This is a genomic window from Methylobacterium sp. Leaf94 (assembly GCF_001426045.1).
GTDB lineage: Bacteria > Pseudomonadota > Alphaproteobacteria > Rhizobiales > Beijerinckiaceae > Methylobacterium.
This window is the reverse complement of sequence record NZ_LMRM01000045.1, coordinates 69,132-89,675: the sequence shown is the minus strand read 5'-3', so window position 1 is coordinate 89,675 and position 20,544 is coordinate 69,132. Positions and strand designations below refer to the sequence as shown.

Genomic DNA, 20,544 nt, shown 5'->3' with positions numbered 1-20,544 from the left:
AAATTCCGGCCCGTTTCGTAAGGGCCCCTGCGTAAGGGCAATTACGTAGGTCCGGGGGTCGACCGTCATCCCCCGCCGATCGCCACGGCCATCCATCCGCCGGCATGGTCGGGCACCATGAGCAGGCCGAAGCGGGCCGCGAGCAGGGACCCGACGGCGGTGGCGAGCGCGTAGGCCATCACCGCGAGGACGAACGTCAGGCCATCGGCGTGATGGCGCAGAGCGTGGATCGAGGCGCAGCCGGAGGTGAACGCCGCAGCGAGGAGGATCGCGAGGGGATCGGACGGCATGACCGTGGTTCGCAGCAATCGGGAGCCCTGGAGCTTCGGGGCTGCGCCGGCCGTGACGGCGCGGCGCAGCCGCTGTTTGACGAACACGCTCCGGTCAGACGGAGCGCGCCTCGGGCGACCGGTACAGCCGCCAGAGTTCAGACCCGGACAGGACGAAAACGGCGAGGCCGATGACCACGTGGGCGCCCGCGACGACCTTCAGCTCCGCGAAGCCCAGCACCCAGGGCGCCGCGGCCACCCAGAGACCGACGGCGAGGTTGAGGTATTCCTCCCAGTCGTAGGACTGGCTGAGCGCAAGCATGGCGATGACGGCGATCGCGGCGCCGCAGATGAAGGCGTTTCGCGCTGCGACCGTTTCGCTGCCCAGCTCCAGGTACCAGGGGGCCAGGAACAGGGTGATGCCCAGAAAGACGTTGAGGCCGTTCAAGACCGCGTCCTCGGCTCGGTTCTCGATGATGCGCATCGACTTCTCCTCGCGAGCAAGGCGCCCGGGAGTCGGGGCCGACCGGACGCCGAGCGACGGGACGTCCCGTCGCTTCCACGCGAGGACGATCGTCGCGCGATGGGTCTGCGGCCTTGACCCAAATCAACAGAGGTCCGGTCCCGGCAGCAGGAGAACTGCCGAAGATTGGTAAAGCCGTCGCTCGATCTCCAGAACGACGATGCATCCCTCGATGTTTGATTTGGGTCAAGGTCTTTGCCGTGGGCCGGTGCACCCTGCGCCCCTTCGCCAGACAAGGAGATCGCGATGCGTTCCGGACACACGCCGCACCTGCATGCCCATGACCCCAAGGACGCCGCCGAGGCGATGGGGGCTGGCTTGGCCGCCTGGCGCACCCTCGCCGTCGACGTGCCGTTGCGTCTCGCGGCCGAGACGATGCGCTTCACGGGCCGTCGCCTTCAGGCCCAGGCGGACCACCTCGTCGGGCTGGCGCGGTGCGGCTCGCTCCAGGAGGTCGTCGCGCTCCAGACGGCGTTCGTGACCCGGGGCCTGACCGACGACCGGCAGGAGGCGACGACCCTGTCGCACGACGTCACGGAGACCGCCTTCGCCAAGGCGGCGTGACACGGGCGTCCGCCGACCGGCCAATGGCTCCGGCGGGCTTCTCCCGAGACCCTGAAGCGCTGTTGGCAGGACGGGCTCCGATGCCGGGCAGACCATGCCGCCCCCAGATCTACCGCATCTTCCAGCACCGGCATGCGCCGGGGCTGTGTTGCGCCGTCCGCGAGGACCTGTCGATCCCGTCCTTCGTCGGGGCCCAGGGCTGGAACTTCGGCGCCGAGGTCCGCGAGACCGGAAGCCTGCCGTTCGGCTTCCAACCCGCACCGGCGCGCGAGGCCAGTGCCGCGTTCGGATATTACCTGTTTCATCATCCCTGCGAGACCCTGTCGGCTCGCTACTCCCGTCCCTGGGGCGGCGAGGGGCCCGAGCCGGATCGTTGCAGGCCGTGAGCGGCCGGCGCCCTCACCGCCCCTCCGCGCTGTCGGGCGCCCGTTGCGCCAGGACCGGCGGCTCCCCCACGCGTTCCGTCCTTGCCGGGCCTCGCAGCCGCGTCAGGCCAGGCCGGCCAGCACGGACCATCGCACCAGCTCCTGCAGGCTGGCCGCCTGGGTCTTGGCCATGAGCTTGGCCCTGTAGATCTCGACGGTCCGCGGGCTGATGTCGAGGGTGCGGCCGATGTCCTTGCTGGAGCCGCCCGCGACGAGTTGGTCCATCACCTGACGCTCGCGGTCGCTCAGGGTGCCGACCCGACGGACGAACTCGTCGAGGGTGGGATCGACGACCTTGGCCGCTCCGCCCCGGTTCAGGGCGGAGCGCAGCGCCTGCACCAACGCTTCGTCGTCGAACGGCTTCTCGATGAAGTCGCAGGCCCCGAGCTTCATCGCCTCCACCGCGAGCTGCACGTCCCCGTGCCCCGTCATCACCACCACGGGGAGGGTATGGCCGCAGGCCCGCAGGCGGCGCAGCAGCTCGAGCCCGTCGACGCCGGGCATGCGGATGTCGGTCAGGACGCACCCGCGGGCCGGCTTGACCAGCGTGTCGAGGAGGTCCGTCGCGGCCTCGTAGAGCGCGATCTCGAAGCCCGCGGTGTCGAGCAGGAAGCCGACCGAATCCCGCATCGCCGGGTCATCGTCGACCACGTGCACGAGGCTATGGGCCATGGATGGCATCTCCCTCCGGGGCGGTCGCCAGGGTCAGGCGAAACGTCGCCCCGCCGGCCGCGTTGCGCTCGACCGTGAGGCGGCCGCCATGCGCCTCGATGATGGTGCGGCAGATCGAGAGGCCGACGCCCATCCCGCTGGCCTTCGTGGTCACGAAGGGCTGGAACAGCCTGTCGGCGACCTCGTCCGCGATGCCGGGGCCGGTGTCCGCCACCGTGATCTCGACCGCCTCGGCGGAGAGCGCATGGGCGTCGACGGCCAGTTCGCGCCGTTCGCTGTGCTGCATGGCCTCGCGCGCGTTGCGCATCAGGTTGACCAGGACCTGCTGGACCTGCACCCGGTCCGCCAGAACGGCCTTCAGGCCGGGGGCCACGCGGAGGCGGGCGACGAGGCCCTGCTCCCGGGCGCCGACCAGGGCCAGGGCGCCCGCCTCCTCGATCAGCCGCGAGACCGACTCGAGGCGGCGTTCGGTCTCGCCGCGGGTGACGAACTCCCTCAGGCGGCGGATGATCTGCCCGGCCCGCAGGGCCTGCTCGGCGGTCTTGTCGAGAACCTCGATGGTCTTGGCAATGGCTTCGGGACCCGGGTTCGCGAGCAGGCGACGGCAGCCCTTGGTGTAGTTGGCGATGGCGCCGAGCGGCTGGTTCAGCTCGTGGGCCAGGGTGGATGCCATCTCGCCCATGGCGCTCAGGCGCGAGATGTGGACGAGTTCGGATTGCAGTTCCTGCAGCCGTGCCTGGATCCTCTGATGCTCGGTCAGGTCGTTGATGAAGCCGGTGAAGAAGACCTGCTCGCCCGAGCGCATCTCACCGATGGCGAGCTCCATCGGGAAGGTGGTGCCGTCCGCCCGCTGGCCCGTCACGACCCGATGGATGCCGATGATGCGGCGCTCCCGGGTTCGGCGGTAGTGGTCGAGGTAGCCATCGTGCTCGCCGCGCATCGGCTCCGGCATCAGCATGCGGACGTTGCGCCCGATGGTCTCGGCGGCCGCGTATCCGAAGAGGCGCTCGGCCGCCGTGCTGAAGGAGGTGATGAGGCCGCCCTCGTCGATGACGACCATGGCCTCGGGCACCGTGTCGAGGATCGAGCGCAGGTGCGCCTCGCGGGCGCGCAGGTCCGCCTCGGCCTTCTTCTGTTCGTGGATGCTGAGGACGACGCCCCGGTGACGCACCGGTCGGCCCTCTGCGTCGCGGTTCACCTGCCCGCACGAGCGCAGCCAGCAGACCTGACCGTCCGGCCGCACGACCCGGTAGTCGACCTCGTAGCTCCCGCCATCCCGCAGGGCCCCCTGGATGGCATCGGCCCGCGCCTGGCGGTCATCGGGGTGCACCAGGGCCTGGGAGGCCGTGAAGGTGGTCAGTCGCTCCGGCGGAACGCCGAAGAGCCGGGCGCAGGTCGGCGAGACCGTGACGCGGCCGGTCGGGATATCCAGAGACCAGATGCAGACGCCCACGTCGTCCAGGGTCTGCCGGAGTTCGTCGACGGTCAGCGTGCCGTCGCCCAGATGGCCGAGGGACATCGAGCCGATGGGGTTCGTCATCGTTCGCCCCCTTCGGCGCTGGCTATTCCAGGGCTCCAAAGAACAATCTCTGCAACCAGTCCGTTCAAGGATGTCACGTGATGGACGCTTCCACGAACAGCAACATCTTCGGCCAACATCATGGCCCGCAGATCAATGGCCGGCGTTTGATGCGGTTTCTATCACTGAAGATAGTCGATGGATACCGCGCAACTGCTGGCCGCGGCTAAGCATCTTGTGGCGAAGGGGGGCGTTTGAGGTGGATCAAGGCGGCTGGGTCGCGACGGGACGAACACGGGACCCAGCAGAACTTGGAGACGCCCCATGGCGAAGCCCCCCTCATCCCCGCTCGCGGCCATTCGCGACATCCTCGTCGGCACGACCGTCGAGACCGCGTACGAGGAACCCTCGAGCGCCATCGGTTACGGCCTGACGCTCGCGAAAGCCGCCGGCGCCCACCTCACGGTCCAATCCGCCTCGTGGTGCCTCTCGGGCGACGATGCCTGGCTCGGCAGTTTCGATCTCGACGACGACGGGGTCGCGCGCATCGACCGGCGCCTCGATGCGATGGCCCGTTCCGTCGCGGACCGTGCGGCCGGGGACGCGGCGCAGGCGGGCGTGCTCTGCACGACGCAGACGCCGAGCCTGCCTTACCCGGACGTCGTCGGTCGGCTGGTGGCTCAGGCCAGCCTGCATGACCTGACCGTCCTGGATGCGGGACCGCGGACCTACGATCTGGATCGCGAGGTGATCGAGAAAGCCCTCCTCGCGAGTGGTCGTCCGGTCATCGCAGTGCCGCCGGGACACGACGCCTTCACCGGTCGGAAGATCATCGTGGCCTGGGACGGCAGTGCGCAGGCGGCGCGGGCGGCCAACGACGCGATGCCGTTCCTCTGCGCGGCGGACGCCGTCGAGATCGTCTGCGTCGCCGGCACAGAAGAACTCTACACATCGGTTCCGGGTGCCGAGTTCGCGCCTCACCTCGCGCGCCACGGCGTGACCGTCAGCGTCGTCGACGTCCCGGTGGTGGGGGACACCGCGGAGACGCTTCGCAACCAGGCGACGATGTTTCACGCCGACATGATCGTGATGGGGGCGTACGGCCATTCCCGCGTCCGCGAGTTCTTCTTCGGTGGCGTCACGCGCGCCCTCCTGAGAAGCAGCCCGGCCCCCCTGCTCCTCGCGCACTGACGAGGGGAGGTTCGGTCACGAGATCGAGCCGCCGATACCGCGTTCCCGTTGCGGCCGTCCGGGTCGCACGGCCCAACACCCCGTCCCGTCCGCGATCCCGCCGTGGCGCGGGAGGCGCCTTGGGACGAAAACGACCCGCGCGCCGTGACGGATGCCGGGGGCTGTGGCGAGACCCCTTCGAAGCGGCGCGGGGCCTTCACCGGGGCGCGCGCGCAAACTCCCGCATGAACGCCAGGAGCCGTCGCAGATGGTGGCGGTCGGGTTCCGGCCGCGAGCCCGTCGCGAGGGCGCCGATCAAACCGTCGACGAAGAGAGACCCGCCCGAATAGGCGATCGACCAGTCGGCGAAGTCACGCCGCGGGGCGTCTCGGTCCTGCACCACGTGGACTTGCGTATGCCGCCGGTCGCGGCGGATGCTCTCCATCAGTTCGTCGATGGCGGCGCGCGAGCCTTCCAGGATCTGGGCGAAGCGTCCGTCGGTCGCGATCAGCGCGCCGGTGACGTTCAGCCGAACGTTCCTGACATGGGCGGCGTCCACGATGTCCCGGATGTCCGCTTCCGTCGCCTGCCTGCGACTGACGTAGAGAAAGGATCGCTCCATGGGCTTCTTCGACCTTCGTCTTCGTCCACCGGCCGGATCGCCATCCCGGGGAGGACTGTCATCGCCTCAGGGTCTTCAGATACGCGGTGAGGTCGTCGGCATCGGAGGGATCGAGCTGGAACGCGGGCATGGCCGGGTGACGTCGCTCGACACCCTCGACCAGGATGTCGGCGAGATCATCGATGGGAAAGCGGCGGGCGAGCGTTCGAAACGCCGGCGCCTCGGGCATCGGGCTGACTCCCCGAGAGCCGATGCCATGGCATCGCGCGCAGGTCGCGCGGGCCAACGTTTTGCCGCGTGAGGCCGATCCGTCACGGGCCGTGGCGGGGGGCGCGACGAGCCCGAACAGCGCGACCGATGCGAGGACGAGCGCGCGGCGCATCAGTGGCTCATCAGGCAGCAGACGGGTGCCGTCTGCAGGATGTCGTGGGTCATGCCGCCGAAGATCCATTCCCGAAGGCGCGAATGTCCATAGGCTCCCAGGACGATCAGGTCGGCGTATTCCCGGCGTGCGAAGCGCAGGATCTCGTCGGCTTCGACCGACCGGCTTCCGAACAGGGCATGGGTGGTGGCATTCACGTCGTGGCGCGACAGGTGGGCCGCCACATCCTCGATTCCCTGGAATTGCGTCTCCTGTCCGACCGAGACGAGGTAGACGTGGTCCGCCTGTCGCAGGAAAGGCAGCGCCGCCGTGACGGCCCGCCGGGCCTCGAGGGTGTCCTTCCAGGCGACGACGATGCGGTCGGCGCCCAGGTGCTCGATCCCCGGGGGAACGATCAGGACCGGACGTCCCGCCTCCATCAGCAACGGGCCGGGCAGCACCGTCATCGCGCCCGGCACGGCATCGGCCGGGCCATGGCGCCCGACCACCACGAGATCCGCCGCGCGGGCCTCCCGGGCGAGGTTGGCCGTGGGATGTCCCTCGGTGAACCGCCAGTCGGTGCGGAGGCCCTCGCGGGCATGGCGCAGGAACAGGTCCCGGACCCGGGCGGCCTCGTCGCGCGATCGGCGTTCCTCGGCCGCGCGCAGGATCCCGTCCGCCTGCATGTTGGCGAATGCGGACGGTCCGGGGATCGGCCGGGCTGCCACGCCGGTCAGGTCGGCCGCGAAGCGCCGCGCCAGGCCGGCGGCGAGCCGGACGCGGTCGGCGGAACCGCGATCCAGGTCCACGGATACCAGGATGTGCGCGTAACCCACGGCCGCCTCCTCGAGCCGCCGAGCCCGGCGGAAGGGCAATCTGGCTCGGCCCGGCTCCGCCGGCCTTGATCCATCTCAAGGGACGGCACGAGGCCGCTGGGCCGGGCGCGCGGATTCGTCGGCATCGGATGCCGGGGCGGTCATCGGACCACCGAGCGCCCGCATGGCGTTGAGGATGACGGCGACGTCGATGACCTCCTGCAACAGGGCGCCCCGCAGCGGCGTCAGGTAGCCGAGGGCCGCCGCGACCATGCCGGCGAGCGACAGGCCGAGGCCGACCAGCACGCTCTGGAGCGCGATGGCCCGGGCCCGCCGGGCGATGCGGATCGCATCCGGAAGCGGCGCGAGGCTGTCGACCAGCAGGACGACGTCCGCCGCCTCGGCCGCCGCGGCCGCGCCCCTGGCGCCGAGCGCGACCCCGAGATCGGCGGCCGCCAGGGCGGGCGCGTCGTTGACGCCGTCCCCCACCATCATCACCAACCCCTGGCCCCGTTCGCGCGCCACGACCTGCGTCTTCCCCGCAGGATCGAGATCGGCCGCCAGGGCATCGATGGGCAGGCCCGCGATCAGCGCCTGCGCGACGCTGCGCCGGTCTCCGGTCGCGAGCACCACGCGCCGGATGCCGCAGCGGCGCAGGTCCGCGAGCGTCCGTCCGCCATCCGTTCGTACCGGGTCGGCGAAGCTCAGGATCGCGGCGGGCCTGCCGTCCACGGCCACCAGCACCGTCGCGGCCACGGCATCCGCGTTCCGGACGGCGTCCGTCTCCGGGAAGGGGATGCCGTGCGCCCGCATCGTGCGGGGTCCGCCGACCCTCACGGGCCGCCCCGCGACGAGGCCCGACACGCCCTCGCCCGGGACTTCGGCCACCTGCGTCGGCTGCGTCAGCGTAAGGCCGCGGGCGAGGGCCGCATCGACCAGGGCACGGGCCGTCGGATGGCCGGAGGCTTGGTCGAGGGAGGCGGCCAGCCTCAGGACATCCTGCTCCGCGACGGGACCGAGGCGATCCACGGCCGTCAGCCGCGCCGTCCCGTGGGTCAGCGTCCCGGTCTTGTCGACCACCAGGACGCGCACCCGCGCCAGCTTCTCCAGGGCGCCGCCGCCCTTGATGATGACGCCGATGCCGGCCGCCCGCGACAGACCGGAGATCAGGGCGACGGGCACCGCGAGGATGAGCGGGCAGGGCGTGGCGACGACCAGCACCGCGAGGGCCCGCAGGGGATCGCCCGTGGCAGCCCAGGCGCCCCCGGCCAGCATCAGGGTCAGGCCGAGGAAGGCTAGGCCGTAGCGGTCGGCGAGGCGCGCCATCGGCGCCTTCTGGGTTCGGGCGGCCTCGACGAGCCGGACGATCCCCGCATAGGTGCTCTCGGCGGCCCGGCGCTCGGCCAGGAGCGTGAAGGGCGCCCCGACATTGACCGTGCCGCTCAGCACGGACGCGTTCGCTTCGAACGTGACTGGCAGGGCCTCGCCGGTGAGCGTCGCCTGATCGAGGATGGCCCGGCCCGCGGCGACGCGGCCGTCCACCGGCAGGACGTCGCCGACGCGCACGAGGATGCGGTCGCCCGGCGCCAGGCTCTCGATGGGGACTTCCCTCACGCCGCTCGAGTCCTCGCGGAGGGCGGAGCGTGGCTGCCGGGCGAGCAGCGCCGTCATGGCCCGCCCGGCGCGTCCGGAGGCGTAGGCTTCCAGGGATTGGCCACCGGCATACATGAGGGCGATGACGACGCCGGCCAGCGGCTGCGACAGGGCGAGCGCGCCGCCCATCGACAGCAGGGCGACGAGGTCGAGCCCGACGTCGCCGCGCGCCAGGCTGGTCACGACCTGGAGCGCGAGGACGGCAAGGACCGCCAGCGTCGGAAGCGTCCACGCCCAGGCCGCGATGTCCGGGCGACCGAGCGCCTCGGCGGACAGGCCGGCGCAGAGGCCGGCGAGCGGAAGGACGGCCAGCCCTCCGCGCAGGCCCGTCAGCCAGCCGAGGCCCGCCGGCGCGCGCGAAGTCCTGGGGTCAACGGCCGCGGTCGTCATTCTCAGGGTCGCTTCCGGCTGTCGGGGGCCTTCGGGGTGCGCCCGTGTCGACCGGGGAGCCTTGCGCTGGATCAACAGGCGCCCGTTGCGTCGACGGTGAGGGCCGAAGCCTCGCGACGGCGAGCGCTGCGTCGCCGCGCCGATCCCGCATCGCCCGCCGGGAAGAGTTTTTGGTGCCTTGATCCAGCGCAAGGTCGCGGCGTCGGCCCCCCGCCATCGTCGGGCGGATGGATCCGGGCACATCGCCCGGACGCCCGGAGATCCCGATGCCTTCCCTGACCCTGCCGAGCGCGGTGGACCTGGCCCGCACCCAGTTCGCCCTGACCGTCGTGTGGCACTTCCTGTTCCCGGCCTTCACCATCGGCCTGGCGAGTTTCCTGGCCGTCCTGGAGGGCCGCTGGCTGGCCACCGGCAAGGCCGTCTACCTCGATGTCTACCGCTACTGGCTCAAGGTCTTCGCCGTCGCCTTCGCCATGGGCGTCGTGTCGGGCCTGGTGATGTCCTACCAGTTCGGCACCAACTGGTCGGTCTTCGCCGACCGCACCGCGCCGATCCTGGGGCCGCTCCTCGGCTACGAGGTGCTCACGGCCTTCTTCCTCGAGGCCGGCTTCCTCGGCGTCATGCTGTTCGGATTGGAGCGGGTCGGCCCGCGCCTGCACTTCCTGGCGACCTGCCTCGTCGCCTTCGGCACCCTGACCTCGGCCTTCTGGATCCTCTCGGCCAATTCCTGGATGCAGACCCCCACGGGCCACGAACTGGGAGCCGACGGCCGGTTCGCCCCGGCCGATTGGTGGGCCATCGTCTTCAACCCCTCCTTCCCCTACCGCTTCGCCCATACGGTGACCGGCGCCTACCTGACCACGGCGATGATCGTGGGCGCGGTCGCTGCGTGGCACCTCCTGCGCGACGGCCGGAATCCCCGTGCCCGGGTGATGTTCTCCATGGCGATGTGGATGGCCGCGCTCGTCGCGCCGGCGCAACTGGTCATCGGCGACGTGCACGGCGCCAACACCTACCAGCACCAGCCCGCCAAGGTCGCGGCGATGGAAGGGCACTTCGAGACCCGAAGCCGGGCCCCCGCCCTGGTCCTGGGATGGCCCGACGCCGAGGCCGGCGAGACGCGGGGCGCCCTCGGCATCCCGGGCCTGGCGAGCCTCTACCTCACGCACGACCTGAACGGCACCGTGAAGGGGCTCAAGGACATGCCCCGCGCGACCTGGCCGACCAACCTGCCGCTGGTGTTCTGGTCGTTCCGCATCATGGTCGGTCTCGGCCTCCTGATGATCGCCCTCGGGTTCGTCTCGCTCTGGCTGCGCTGGAAGGGCCGGCTCTACAAGACCGTCTGGTTCCAGCGCTTCGCGGTCGCCATGGGACCGTCGGGGCTGATCGCCGTCACCGCCGGCTGGACCGTCACCGAGACGGGGCGCCAGCCCTTCACGGTCTACGGCCTGCTCCGCACCGCCGACAGCGTCTCGCCGATCGCCGCGCCCGCCGTCGCCGCCTCCCTCGCGGCCTTCGCGGTGGTCTACCTCGCGGTGTTCGGGGCGGGCATCTGGTACCTGCTGCACCTCTTCAACCAGACCCCGCAGGTCCACGAATCCGGACCGCCGACCGGCGTGCCGGTGCGAACGGCCGGCATCACCCCGGCGCCGGCCCTCGACGCGCCCCACGCGGGTGCGCGCCGTCCCGCCCTCCAGCCCGCGGAGTAGTCCCCATGACCCTCGATCTCACCCTCGTCTGGGCGCTCCTCATCGCCACCGCCATCTTCCTCTACGTGGTCATGGACGGCTTCGACCTCGGGGTCGGCATCCTGTTCCCGGCGATCCGGGAGAAGGCCGACCGGGACGTGATGGTGAACACCGTCGCCCCGGTCTGGGACGGCAACGAGACCTGGCTGATCCTCGGCGGGGGCGGCCTGTTCGCCGTGTTCCCGCTGGCCTACGCCACGCTGCTGCCGGCCCTCTACATCCCGCTGACGCTGATGCTGCTCGCCCTGGTGTTCCGCGGCGTCGCGTTCGAGATGCGGTTCCGGACCGTCACGCGTCTCTCCCGGACCGCGTGGGACGGCGCCTTCTCGGCCGGGAGCCTCGTCGCCGCCTTCTGCCAGGGCATCTGCCTCGGCGCCCTGGTGCAGGGCGTCCGCGTCGAGGGGCGGGCCTATGCCGGAGGCTGGTGGGACTGGCTGTCGCCGTTTTCCCTGTTCACCGGGCTCGCGCTGGTCGCCGGTTACGGGCTGCTCGGGGCGGGCTGGCTGATCTGGAAGACCGAGGGTGAGCTCCAGCTCCGGGCCTATCGCCTCGCCCGGGCCTTCGGCTGGGCGACCGTCGCCGCCATCGCCGTCGTGTCCCTGGCGATGCCGTTCCTCAGCCCCGCCTTCCGCGGTCGTTGGCTGACCTTTCCGGCGATGGCCTTCGTCGCCCCCGTCCCGCTTTTCGTCGGCCTCCTGGGCTGGCGCCTGCGCGACGCCCTCGACCGGCGCGAGGAGGTCATGCCCTTCCTGTGCGGGCTCGGCCTGTTCCTGCTGTCCTATGTCGGGCTCGCCATCAGCCTGTTCCCGATGATCGTGCCGCCCTCGGTGACGATCTGGGACGCGGCCACGCACCCGAGCAGCCAGCGCTTCCTTCTCGTCGGAACGGTCGTGCTCCTGCCGATGGTGCTCGGCTACACCGCCTACGTCTACTGGCTGTTCCGGGGTAAGGTCACCGCCGGCGCGCCCGGCTACCATTAGGGAGGCGGACCATGACCATCCCCCGCTGGATGCGCCGCCTCGGTTGGTTCGGGGCCCTGTGGGCCGGCGGCATCGCCTGCCTCACGGCGGTCGCCCTGCCCCTGCGATGGCTCCTCAAGGTCGTATGACGAGGGCCGTCTCGGCCCAGCCGCGTTCACCGACCCCCTCCCGGTTCGAACGGGTCATCGGGCAGGCCGCATCGGCGCAGGCCACCGTGTCTCGCGCGGCCGAGGCGACGCGATCCGTCGCAAGGTCGGGGGCTCCCTGTTGGCCGCCGAAGCCCGATGGGGTTCGACGGCCGCGAGGGGGCGGTTCAGGCCCGAACCCGGCCCGCCTCAGACGTCGAGGTTGGCGACGCTGAGGGCGTTGTCCTGGATGAACTCGCGGCGGGGTTCGACCACGTCGCCCATCAGCTTCACGAACAGGTCGTCGGCGTCCTGGGTGTCCTTGACCTTGACCTGGAGGAGCGAGCGCACGTCCCGGTCGAGGGTGGTTTCCCAGAGCTGCTGGGCGGTCATCTCGCCGAGGCCCTTGTAGCGCTGCAGCTGCAGGCCCTTGCGGCCGAAGGCCATCACCGCCTCGAACAGGCCGACGGGCCCGTGCAGGGTGGTCTCGTCGCCCTTGCGCGCGTAGGTGACGGGCTGGTCGTAGATCTCGCGCAGGGCCTCCGCCCGGTCGGCGAGGCGGCGCGCCTCCTGCGAGGCCAGCAGCGAGGCGTCGAGGGTCGCCACCTGGCGCACGCCGCGCAGGGTCCGGCTCAAGACGTAGCCGCCCTCCGAGACGGCGCCTTCCCAGCCGCGCTCGATGTCGTCGGCGATCCGGTCCATGCGCCGGGCGACCTCCTCGGCCAGCACCTCGGCCTCGGCCGCGTTCTCGTCGACATTGGCCCGGAAGGCGCCGGCGATCAGGGCCTGCTCGACCACGGCGCGGTCGTAGCGGGTGTGGAGCGCTTGCATCAGCCCGCGGAACTGGCGGGCCTCCTCGACCAGGGACTTCAGCTGCGGGCCGCCGAACTCGGTGCCGGAGGCCAGCCGCAGCACGGCGCCCTCGACGCCGGCATCGATGAGGTAGTCCTCCAGCGCCCGCTCGTCCTTGAGGTAGAGCGCCGACTTGCCCTTGGCGGCTTTGTAGAGGGGCGGCTGGGCGATGTAGAGGTGCCCGCGCTCGATCACCTCCGGCATCTGCCGGAAGAAGAAGGTCAGCAGCAGGGTGCGGATGTGCGAGCCGTCCACGTCGGCATCCGTCATGATGATGATGCGGTGGTAGCGCAGCTTGTCGGGGTTGAAGCCCTCGCGGTCCGTGGACGAGCGGCCGATACCGGCGCCGAGCGCGGTGATCAGGGTACCGATCTCGGCCGAGGACAGCATCCGGTCGGCCCGCACCCGCTCCACGTTGAGGATTTTTCCGCGCAGCGGGAGAACGGCCTGGAAGGTGCGGTCGCGGCCCTGCTTGGCCGAGCCGCCGGCGGAATCGCCCTCCACCAGCAGGATCTCGCACTTCGAGGGATCGCGCTCCTGGCAATCGGCGAGCTTGCCGGGCAGCGAGGCGATGTCGAGGACGCCCTTGCGGGTCACGGTCTCTCGGGCCTTGCGGGCCGCCTCGCGGGCCGAGGCCGCCATGATGACCTTGGCCATCACCGAGCGGGCCAGCGCCGGGTTCTCCTCGAGCCAGTTCGAGAGCCCCTCATTGAGGACGTTCTCCACGGCCGGGCGCACCTCGGAGGAGACCAGCTTGTCCTTGGTCTGCGAGGAGAATTTCGGGTCCGGCACCTGCACCGAGATCACGGCGGTGAGGCCCTCGCGGCAATCCTCGCCGGTCAGCGAGATCTTTTCGCGCTTGGCGATGCCGGACGATTCCGAATAGCCGGTGATCTGCCGGGTGAGGGCGGCGCGGAAGCCCGCCATGTGGGTGCCGCCGTCGCGCTGCGGGATGTTGTTGGTGAAGGGCAGCACGGTCTCGTTGAACGAGTCGTTCCACCAGAGCGCCACCTCGACGCGGATGTTGTCGCGCTCGGCCCGCACCATGACGGGCTTCTGCATGCCGTCGATGGGTTTGCGCGAGCGGTCGAGGTAGCGCACGAAGGCCTCGATGCCGCCCTCGTAGTACAGCTCCTCGCGCTTGTGCTCGGCGTGGCGGGCGTCGGTGAGGACGATGCGCACGCCGGAATTCAGGAAGGCGAGCTCGCGCAGGCGCTTCTCCAGCGTCGCGTAGTCGAACTCGATCATCGTGAAGGTGTCGGTGGAGGGCAGGAACGACACCTCGGTGCCGCGCCGGCCGTTGCCGTCGCCGACGACGATCAGCGGCGAGACCGCGTCGCCGTGGCGGAACTCCATCGCGTGCTCGCGGCCGCCCCGCCAGATGCGCAGGCGCAGCCATTGCGAGAGGGCGTTGACCACCGAGACGCCGACGCCGTGCAGGCCGCCGGAGACCTTGTAGGAGTTCTGGTCGAACTTTCCGCCCGCGTGCAGCTGGGTCATGATGACCTCGGCCGCCGAGACCCCCTCCTCCTTGTGGATGTCGGTGGGGATGCCGCGGCCGTTGTCGGAGACCGTGACGGAGCCGTCGGCGTTCAGCGTGACGGTGACGAGGTCCGCGTGGCCCGCGAGCGCCTCGTCGATGGCGTTGTCGACCACCTCGTAGACCATGTGGTGCAGGCCCGAGCCGTCGTCGGTGTCGCCGATATACATGCCGGGGCGCTTGCGCACCGCGTCGAGGCCCTTGAGGACCCGGATGGATTCCGCGCCGTAGGCATCGGCGGCGAGGTTATGGGAACTGTCGGACATGAACTTCCTCGGGCAGGCGGGCATTCAGGCCGGACTTGCCGGCCCAGGCCGGGCCCCCGCCGCCTGCATTTCTTCTTGACCCGCGCAATATAAGCATTTCCCACTGGGAATGCATCGTTTTCGGGCCCGTAGACCCCCGGAATCGCGACCACGATGCCCCGTTCGCGTTAACCCCCCGTCAAGGCCCCGCCGGGATCCGGCCGACGGGGCCCGGCCGGCCTCAATCCTGCAGGAACGGGTTCGACACGCGCTCCTCGCCGAGCGTGCTGGTGGGGCCGTGGCCGGGGATGAAGGCGACGTCGTCGCCCAGCGGCAGGACCTTGTCCTTGATGGCCCGGATGAGCTGCTCGTGGTTGCCGCCGGGCAGGTCGGTGCGGCCGACCGAGCCCTTGAACACCACGTCGCCGACCAGGGCGAAGCGCGCGTCGCGGCTCATGAACACCACGCTGCCGGGGGAGTGGCCGGGGGCGTGCAGGATGTCGAAGGCCAGGCCGCCGACCTCGACCACGTCGCCGTCGCCCAGCCAGCGATCCGGCGTCACCGCCCGGGCCCCGTCGAGGCCGTAATTGGCGCCCGTCTCCGGCAGGCTGTCGAGGAGGTAGCGATCGGCCTCGTGCGGCCCCTCGATCGGCACGCCGAGCCGGTCGCGCAGCTCGGCCGCGCCGCCGGCGTGGTCGATGTGCCCGTGGGTGAGCAGGATCTTCTCGATGGCGATGCCCTGGGCGGCGATCGCCGCCTCGATCCGGTCGAGGTCGCCGCCCGGATCGACCACGGCGCCGACCTTGGTCTCGTCCGACCAGATCAGGGTGCAGTTCTGCTGGAAGGGGGTCACCGGAATGATTCCGGCGCGGGGCGTGCCTGGCATCGGGGGTCTCGCGGGATGGCGCCGCGGCGGCGCGGGGTCGGCGCCGCCGGAGCGCGGGGTGGACGTGAGGGCGGGCGCCGCAGCGGCGCCGGTGGCGGCCTGTCTAGCCCGAGATCGGTGCGGGGGCGAATCCGCCGCGCCCGCCGCGTCCCCCGCCGCGCGGCTCCCCGGTCGCCGTTCCCGTGTCGCGGCCCCCATGTCGCGGCCCCCATGTCGCGGCCTCATGGTCAAACTTCGGCCTCGCCACGGGCCTAACGGAGCCTTAACCACGGTCCGGCCGCACGCCTCGCCGGGCGAGCCACCGTCCCCCTCCCCCATCCGGGCCCCTTGCGCACATGCTGAAAACCGCCTTCGTCGCCGCACGGGACCGGCAGCGCCTCGGGGAGATCGCGTCCGTCCTCATCGGCTTCGGCGTCACCAAGGTGGTGGAGCGCCTCGGCCTCGCCCAGGTGGCGCGCCTCGCCAAGCGCCGGACGCCGCAGGTGGACATCGCCCGCCTGTCGCAGCCCCAGCGGGTGCGGCGCGCCATCGAGACCCTGGGGCCGACCTTCGTGAAGCTCGGCCAGATCCTGGCGAGCCGGCCCGACCTCCTGACCCCGGAATGGACCGAGGAGCTGGAGAAGCTCCACAGCCAGGTCTCGCCGATCCCGTGGGAGCGCATCCGGCCCCAGCTCGAGGAGGACCTCGGCGGCCCGGCCTCGGAGATCTTCGCCGAGTTCGACACCACGCCGCTCGCCGCCGCCTCCATCGCCCAGGTCTACCGCGCCCGCCTGCAGACCGGCGAGGAGGTGGTGGTGAAGGTGCTGCGCCCGGGCCTGCGCAAGACCATCGAGGCGGACCTGCGCCTGATGGGCCACGCCACCCGCATCGTCGTGGACGAGTGGCCGGAATTCGGGCGCTACCAGCCCCAGGAGCAGATGCGCCACCTGGCCAGCGGCCTCTACGGCGAGCTCGACCTCATCAACGAGGCGCGCAACTGCGAGACCATCGCGGCGATCTTTGCCGACCGCGACGACATCGTGGTGCCCAAGATCCACTGGGAATGGACCTCCGAGCGGGTGCTGGTGCAGGAATTCGTGCACGGCATCCCGCCCAACGACCATGCCCGCCTGGACGCCGCCGGCTACGACAAGGTGCTGCTCGCCCAGAAGGGCACCGACGCCTTCCTGCAGATGGCCCTGATCGAGGGCGTGTTCCACGCCGACCCGCATCCCGGCAACATGCTGATCATGCCGGACAACCGGATCGGCTTCATCGATTTCGGCATCATCGGGCGCCTCTCGCAGCGCCGCCGCACCCAGCTCCTGATGCTGATCGGCGCCATGCTCAAGGAGGATTCCGACGGGCTGATGGCCGTGCTCCTCGACTGGAGCGGCTCGAGCAACCCGGACCTCACCAAGCTCGAGGCCTCGTCGCAGGCCTTCGTCGCCCGCCACACCGGCGCCTCCCTGGATTTCGGGGCGCTGCTCACCGACTTCATGACCATGGCCCGCGAGAACGACCTCGCCATGCCCACGGATCTGGCCATCCTGTTCAAGGGGCTGGTGACCGCCGACGGGGTGATGCGCCAGCTCGACCCCGGCTTCGACCTGTTCTCGGCCGCCGGGCCGACCGTGCGGCGCAAGCTCGCCTCGCAGTTCTCGATCAAGGGCCTGACCCGCAAGGTCGAGGCGGTGGGCGCCGGCCTGTTCGGCGCGGCCTCCGAGCTGCCGACCCTGATCCACCTCATGCTGGTGCGCCTGAAGCAGGGCCGCGTCACCGTCGAGATCGAGCTCAAGGGCATCGAGAAGCTCACCCGCGGCATCGAGCGCGCCGCCGCCCGCATCGCGGTGGCGCTCATCGTCGCCGCCTTCGCCACGCAGCTCGCCCCCCGCTTCATGGACCTCGGCACGCCGGCCTTCATCACGGTCGGCGCCATGGTCTGCGTGATCGGGATCGGCTGGCTGGTCCTGCTGGGGCGCAACAAGTAGCGGGGCGGGCGCCCCCTAGGACGCCGCGGCAGGCTCGGCCGCGCGGGGGCGGACGCCGGAATCATCCACCGTCGCCCGCGCCTTCGACAGGTCGTGGGCGTTCTGGAGGTTGAGCCAGAATTGCGGCGTGGTTCCGAAGCGGACGCCGAGGCGGATCGCGGTGTCGGCGGTGATGCCGCGCCGGCCCCGGATGATCTCGGAGACCCGGTTGGGCGGCACGCCAATCTCCGCCGCGAACTGCCGGGCCGACAGGGCGAGCGGCGTCAGGTACGCCTCCACGAGGATCTCGCCGGGATGGGTGCGGATGCGGGCCATGGCCGATCTCCTGTGCGGTCTTTCAATGATAGTCGACGATCTCGACATCCTCCGGGCCCTGCTCCGTCCAGACAAAGCAGATCCGCCACTGATCGTTGATGCGGATGCTTTGCGAACAGAAAATTCTCCCTTGAGCTTCAGCAGTTGCAATGTTTTTGTACGTCAAAAGCAAAGAATTATTTCAATTTGATATTTCAGAAGGCAGGTTCACGACGGCCTTATCGTGCGGAGTAGATTTTTGTCGCTTTTGCTAAAAAGCAGCGACTCATCAAGATTGTCAAATATATCGAATCTCTGGATATAGTGAATAAATTCTCCACCGGGTCCGGCGGTCACATTGTAAAACATAAGAATTAACTCTGCATCTGACATCTGGGCTCTAAGTATCCGAGCGTAAGTCATTTTTTCAAATATATCATTTCCTCCGTCTGGAACGGGACATTTTTCGTCTATAAATCTCACGACATTAAATAGTACTCTATAGTAATGACCGAGAATATTACGATTTTAATTATAAAAATTGATATATGATGCGGACGTATTAGATTGATTATTGGTGTAATACCGAGATAGTTTGTTTAGAAGTTCGCCGAAAGCGACCCTTCCTTGCACAGATTGAAAATTTCCGTCTTGAGTTATGGTTGCTGAAACTATTGAGTCATGAAGATTTATCATTTGAAATAGAGTTGCTTCAAAGTTTTGCTTGGAGATCGTGAAAGCATTCGCTCTTAGATTTTCTGTTGCTTTTTTGGCTTCCTCTTTGCTTATGTTTAGCGCCTCTCTTTGCAAGTAAACAGTATATAAAACGCCCAAAAATGTTAGAAATGTTAATAGTGGATTTGAGAATCCGCCGAAGAAATCTCCATACTGGCCTAATCTAGGTGCCGCATCGATATCGTCTTTGTTATTCAAAAGTATGCTAAAAACCAAAACAGTAATAAATAGCCCAGCGATAGAAAGAAGCGGTAATGTCAGCTCTAATGAGTCAGTACTTCTCAAAAATCGAATGAATTTGCGCATTAAAAACCCCAGCTTGCGGACTAGATCTCATCACCCTGCCCTTGAGGATTTTAGTGCAACTGTAAGTTATGCGCAATGCGCAAAAAATTTAAGTTTGCTTGGCTTGGTCTATCTACCGCACTGATACGATCTCATGCTGAAACCGCTCACGACCGCCTACCCCACCCGCCGCTTCAGCGGAGCGTCAAGGCCGCCGACGCGGAACCAGTGGTAGCCGTAGCGCTCCATCATCAGGCAGTGGCGGCCCTCCGCGTCCGCCTCGCAGCGGCGGCCGGTGAGGAGGTCGACGAGGAGGTGGCCCTCCGGCCCCTCGATTCCGGCCGAGAGTGCGATCTCCATCGGCGTGCCCGCGAGGTTGTGCACGCAGAGCACGGAATTGCCCTCCCAGTCGTAGCGGATCGCCAGGATCGCCTGCGAGGCCGTCTCGATCACGGTGAAGTCGCCCCAGCCGATCTCCGGCACCTCCTTGCGGGTGCGGATCACGCTCTCCATCCAGTTCAGGAGGGAGCCGCGGTCGTGGCGCTGGCTGGCCACGTTGACGTGGTCGAAGCCGTAGGCGCCCTGGTCGATCACCGGCAGGGTCGGGGTCTCGCTCTTGGTGAAGCCGCCCTGGGCCTCGCCGCTCCACTGCATCGGCGTGCGGGCGCATTCGCGCTCCTTGAGCGAGAGGTCGTCGCCCATGCCGATCTCGTCGCCGTAGCGCAGCACGGGTGTGCCCGGCAGGGTGAACATCAGCGAATAGGCGAGCTCGATGCGCTGCTGGTCGCCTCCGAGCATCGGGGCGAGGCGCCGCCGGATGCCCCGGTCGTAGAGCTGCATGCCCTTCTCGGGCCCGAAGGCGGAAAACACCGCCTGGCGCTGGGCCTCAGTGAGCCGCCCGAGGTCGAGCTCGTCGTGGTTGCGCAGGAACACCGCCCACTGGGCGGAATCGGGCCGGTTCCAGGTCTTGCGCATCGCCTTGGCCAGGGGGCGCCCGTCGCCGGCCGCGAGGCCGTAGAACAGGGCCTGGTTGACGGGGAAGTTGAACAGCATGTGGAGCCGGTCGGCGTCGTCGCCGAAATAGGCGAGGTCCTTCTTGGGCAGGATGTTGGCCTCGCCCAGGATGATGGCGTCGCCCTGGCGCCACTGCAGGAACTCGCGGAAGTCGCGCAGCATGTCGAACTGCTCGTCGGGCTCGCCCGTGACGTCCGGCCCCTTCTTGGCGATGACGAACGGCACCGCGTCCATGCGGAAGCCCGAGACCCCAAGCTGGATCCAGAAGCCCATGATCTTCTGGATCTCGGCCCGCACCGCCGGATGGGCGGTGTTGAGGTCCGGCTGGAACGGCATGAAGCGGTGGAAGTAGTAGGCCCCCGCCTTGGCGTCGCGGGTCCAGGTCGTGGTCTGGACGCCGGGAAAGACCATGCCCTCGTCGGCGTGGGGCGGCCGGGTCTTCGACCAGACGTACCAGTCCCGGTAGGGCGAGTCCGGGTCCGCGCGGGCGGACTGGAACCACGGGTGCTGGTCCGAGGTGTGGTTGACCACGAGGTCGATCAGGACGCGCAGGCCCCGCTGCTTGGCCGCGTGGGTGAAGGCGACGAAGTCGCCGAGCGAGCCGTAATCCGGATCGACGCCGTAATAGTCGGAGATGTCGTAGCCGCCGTCGCGCTTGGGCGAGGGCTGGAACGGCATCAGCCAGATCGCCGTGATGCCGATGCCCTGCAGGTAGTCGAGCCGGCGCTCCAGCCCGGCGAAGTCGCCGATGCCGTCGCCGTTGCCGTCGAGGAAGGTCCGGACCGAGAGGCAGTAGACGATGGCGTTCTTGTACCAGAGGTCCTTGATCATGCCGTCATCCCCGGGAGCGGGCGCCCCGGGCCACAACGCGGGCCCGCGGGAAAGCG

Annotated in this window: 21 protein-coding genes and 1 pseudogene; 7 read left to right on the top strand and 15 right to left on the bottom strand. The window is 69.0% G+C overall.

Features of this window, described 5'->3' with window-relative positions; all coding sequences use genetic code 11:
* Positions 1-65: 65 nt before the first annotated feature.
* Together ASG63_RS18890 and ASG63_RS18885 are read right to left on the bottom strand one after the other, a co-directional pair.
* A complete protein-coding gene (locus ASG63_RS18890; RefSeq protein ID WP_244479971.1) occupies positions 66-377 on the bottom strand; it encodes a hypothetical protein in 312 nt (103 codons plus the stop codon).
* A gap of 7 nt (positions 378-384) precedes the next feature.
* Entirely contained in the window at positions 385-753 is a 369-nt protein-coding gene (locus tag ASG63_RS18885; RefSeq protein ID WP_056220058.1) for an SPW repeat protein, read from the bottom strand.
* A 285-nt stretch (positions 754-1,038) separates the two neighbouring features.
* On the opposite strand from ASG63_RS18885, the gene ASG63_RS18880 reads away from it, so the two are divergent.
* Positions 1,039-1,356, top strand: coding sequence for a phasin family protein (locus ASG63_RS18880; RefSeq protein ID WP_056220055.1), 318 nt, complete (start codon positions 1,039-1,041; stop codon positions 1,354-1,356).
* Between the two features lie 80 nt (positions 1,357-1,436).
* The gene (locus ASG63_RS18875) at positions 1,437-1,742 is read left to right on the top strand and encodes a hypothetical protein (RefSeq protein WP_056220053.1); all 306 of its coding nucleotides are present in this window, start codon (positions 1,437-1,439) and stop codon (positions 1,740-1,742) included.
* Between the two features lie 102 nt (positions 1,743-1,844).
* On the opposite strand, the gene fixJ is transcribed toward ASG63_RS18875, so the two are convergent.
* Both fixJ and ASG63_RS18865 read right to left on the bottom strand, forming a co-directional pair.
* Positions 1,845-2,453, bottom strand: a complete 609-nt coding sequence (gene fixJ / locus ASG63_RS18870) for a response regulator FixJ (protein ID WP_056220050.1) — start codon at positions 2,451-2,453, stop codon at positions 1,845-1,847.
* Complete coding sequence (locus tag ASG63_RS18865) at positions 2,443-3,993, bottom strand: PAS domain S-box protein (protein ID WP_056220047.1); 1,551 nt, start codon at positions 3,991-3,993, stop codon at positions 2,443-2,445. Before ASG63_RS18865 ends, fixJ begins: the two co-directional genes overlap by 11 nt.
* Before the next feature lie 303 nt (positions 3,994-4,296).
* Here ASG63_RS18865 and ASG63_RS18860 point away from each other — a divergent pair, with 303 nt between their 5' ends.
* The gene (locus ASG63_RS18860; protein WP_056220044.1) at positions 4,297-5,163 is read left to right on the top strand and encodes a universal stress protein; all 867 of its coding nucleotides are present in this window, start codon (positions 4,297-4,299) and stop codon (positions 5,161-5,163) included.
* A 196-nt stretch (positions 5,164-5,359) separates the two neighbouring features.
* Here the strand turns inward: ASG63_RS18860 and ASG63_RS18855 are convergent, their stop codons facing one another.
* The 4 genes from ASG63_RS18855 to ASG63_RS18840 form a co-directional block, all read right to left on the bottom strand.
* Positions 5,360-5,701 carry a BLUF domain-containing protein gene (locus ASG63_RS18855; RefSeq protein WP_244472509.1) on the bottom strand — a complete coding sequence of 114 codons (342 nt, stop codon included), beginning with the start codon at positions 5,699-5,701 and terminating at the stop codon, positions 5,360-5,362.
* Positions 5,702-5,822: 121 nt separating this feature from the next.
* Positions 5,823-6,146, bottom strand: coding sequence for a c-type cytochrome (locus tag ASG63_RS18850; protein WP_056220036.1), 324 nt, complete (start codon positions 6,144-6,146; stop codon positions 5,823-5,825).
* Positions 6,146-6,961, bottom strand: a complete 816-nt coding sequence (locus ASG63_RS18845) for a universal stress protein (protein ID WP_056220428.1) — start codon at positions 6,959-6,961, stop codon at positions 6,146-6,148. Before ASG63_RS18845 ends, ASG63_RS18850 begins: the two co-directional genes overlap by 1 nt.
* Before the next feature lie 75 nt (positions 6,962-7,036).
* A complete protein-coding gene (locus tag ASG63_RS18840; RefSeq protein WP_056220033.1) occupies positions 7,037-8,983 on the bottom strand; it encodes a heavy metal translocating P-type ATPase in 1,947 nt (648 codons plus the stop codon).
* 266 nt (positions 8,984-9,249) lie between these two features.
* Here ASG63_RS18840 and ASG63_RS18835 point away from each other — a divergent pair, with 266 nt between their 5' ends.
* Genes ASG63_RS18835 through ASG63_RS24620 form a run of 3 tightly spaced genes read left to right on the top strand, consistent with a single transcriptional unit; the run spans position 9,250 to position 11,839 of the window.
* Entirely contained in the window at positions 9,250-10,692 is a 1,443-nt protein-coding gene (locus tag ASG63_RS18835; RefSeq protein WP_056220030.1) for a cytochrome ubiquinol oxidase subunit I, read from the top strand.
* Between the two features lie 5 nt (positions 10,693-10,697).
* Entirely contained in the window at positions 10,698-11,711 is a 1,014-nt protein-coding gene (gene cydB, locus ASG63_RS18830; protein WP_056220027.1) for a cytochrome d ubiquinol oxidase subunit II, read from the top strand.
* An 11-nt stretch (positions 11,712-11,722) separates the two neighbouring features.
* Positions 11,723-11,839 carry a DUF2474 family protein gene (locus ASG63_RS24620; protein ID WP_082486892.1) on the top strand — a complete coding sequence of 39 codons (117 nt, stop codon included), beginning with the start codon at positions 11,723-11,725 and terminating at the stop codon, positions 11,837-11,839.
* A gap of 207 nt (positions 11,840-12,046) precedes the next feature.
* Here the strand turns inward: ASG63_RS24620 and gyrB are convergent, their stop codons facing one another.
* Both gyrB and ASG63_RS18820 read right to left on the bottom strand, forming a co-directional pair.
* Positions 12,047-14,494, bottom strand: coding sequence for a DNA topoisomerase (ATP-hydrolyzing) subunit B (gene gyrB / locus ASG63_RS18825; protein WP_056220024.1), 2,448 nt, complete (start codon positions 14,492-14,494; stop codon positions 12,047-12,049).
* A gap of 220 nt (positions 14,495-14,714) precedes the next feature.
* Entirely contained in the window at positions 14,715-15,359 is a 645-nt protein-coding gene (locus tag ASG63_RS18820; protein ID WP_056220021.1) for an MBL fold metallo-hydrolase, read from the bottom strand.
* A gap of 335 nt (positions 15,360-15,694) precedes the next feature.
* Between ASG63_RS18820 and ASG63_RS18815 the strand changes: the two genes are divergently transcribed.
* Complete coding sequence (locus ASG63_RS18815) at positions 15,695-17,329, top strand: ABC1 kinase family protein (RefSeq protein WP_056220018.1); 1,635 nt, start codon at positions 15,695-15,697, stop codon at positions 17,327-17,329.
* Positions 17,330-17,344: 15 nt separating this feature from the next.
* Here the strand turns inward: ASG63_RS18815 and ASG63_RS18810 are convergent, their stop codons facing one another.
* From ASG63_RS18810 to ASG63_RS18805, 5 genes and pseudogenes are all read right to left on the bottom strand, one after another.
* Positions 17,345-17,644 carry a HigA family addiction module antitoxin gene (locus tag ASG63_RS18810; protein ID WP_056220016.1) on the bottom strand — a complete coding sequence of 100 codons (300 nt, stop codon included), beginning with the start codon at positions 17,642-17,644 and terminating at the stop codon, positions 17,345-17,347.
* 22 nt (positions 17,645-17,666) lie between these two features.
* Positions 17,667-17,753 (bottom strand): annotated as a pseudogene (locus ASG63_RS26040) (type II toxin-antitoxin system RelE/ParE family toxin); the annotation flags it as partial.
* 98 nt (positions 17,754-17,851) lie between these two features.
* A complete protein-coding gene (locus ASG63_RS27120) occupies positions 17,852-18,142 on the bottom strand; it encodes a putative phage abortive infection protein (RefSeq protein ID WP_082559395.1) in 291 nt (96 codons plus the stop codon).
* Between the two features lie 9 nt (positions 18,143-18,151).
* A complete protein-coding gene (locus ASG63_RS25540) occupies positions 18,152-18,664 on the bottom strand; it encodes a hypothetical protein (protein ID WP_156394252.1) in 513 nt (170 codons plus the stop codon).
* A gap of 156 nt (positions 18,665-18,820) precedes the next feature.
* Positions 18,821-20,488 carry an alpha-amylase family protein gene (locus tag ASG63_RS18805; protein WP_056220011.1) on the bottom strand — a complete coding sequence of 556 codons (1,668 nt, stop codon included), beginning with the start codon at positions 20,486-20,488 and terminating at the stop codon, positions 18,821-18,823.
* Between the last annotated feature and the right edge of the window lie 56 nt (positions 20,489-20,544).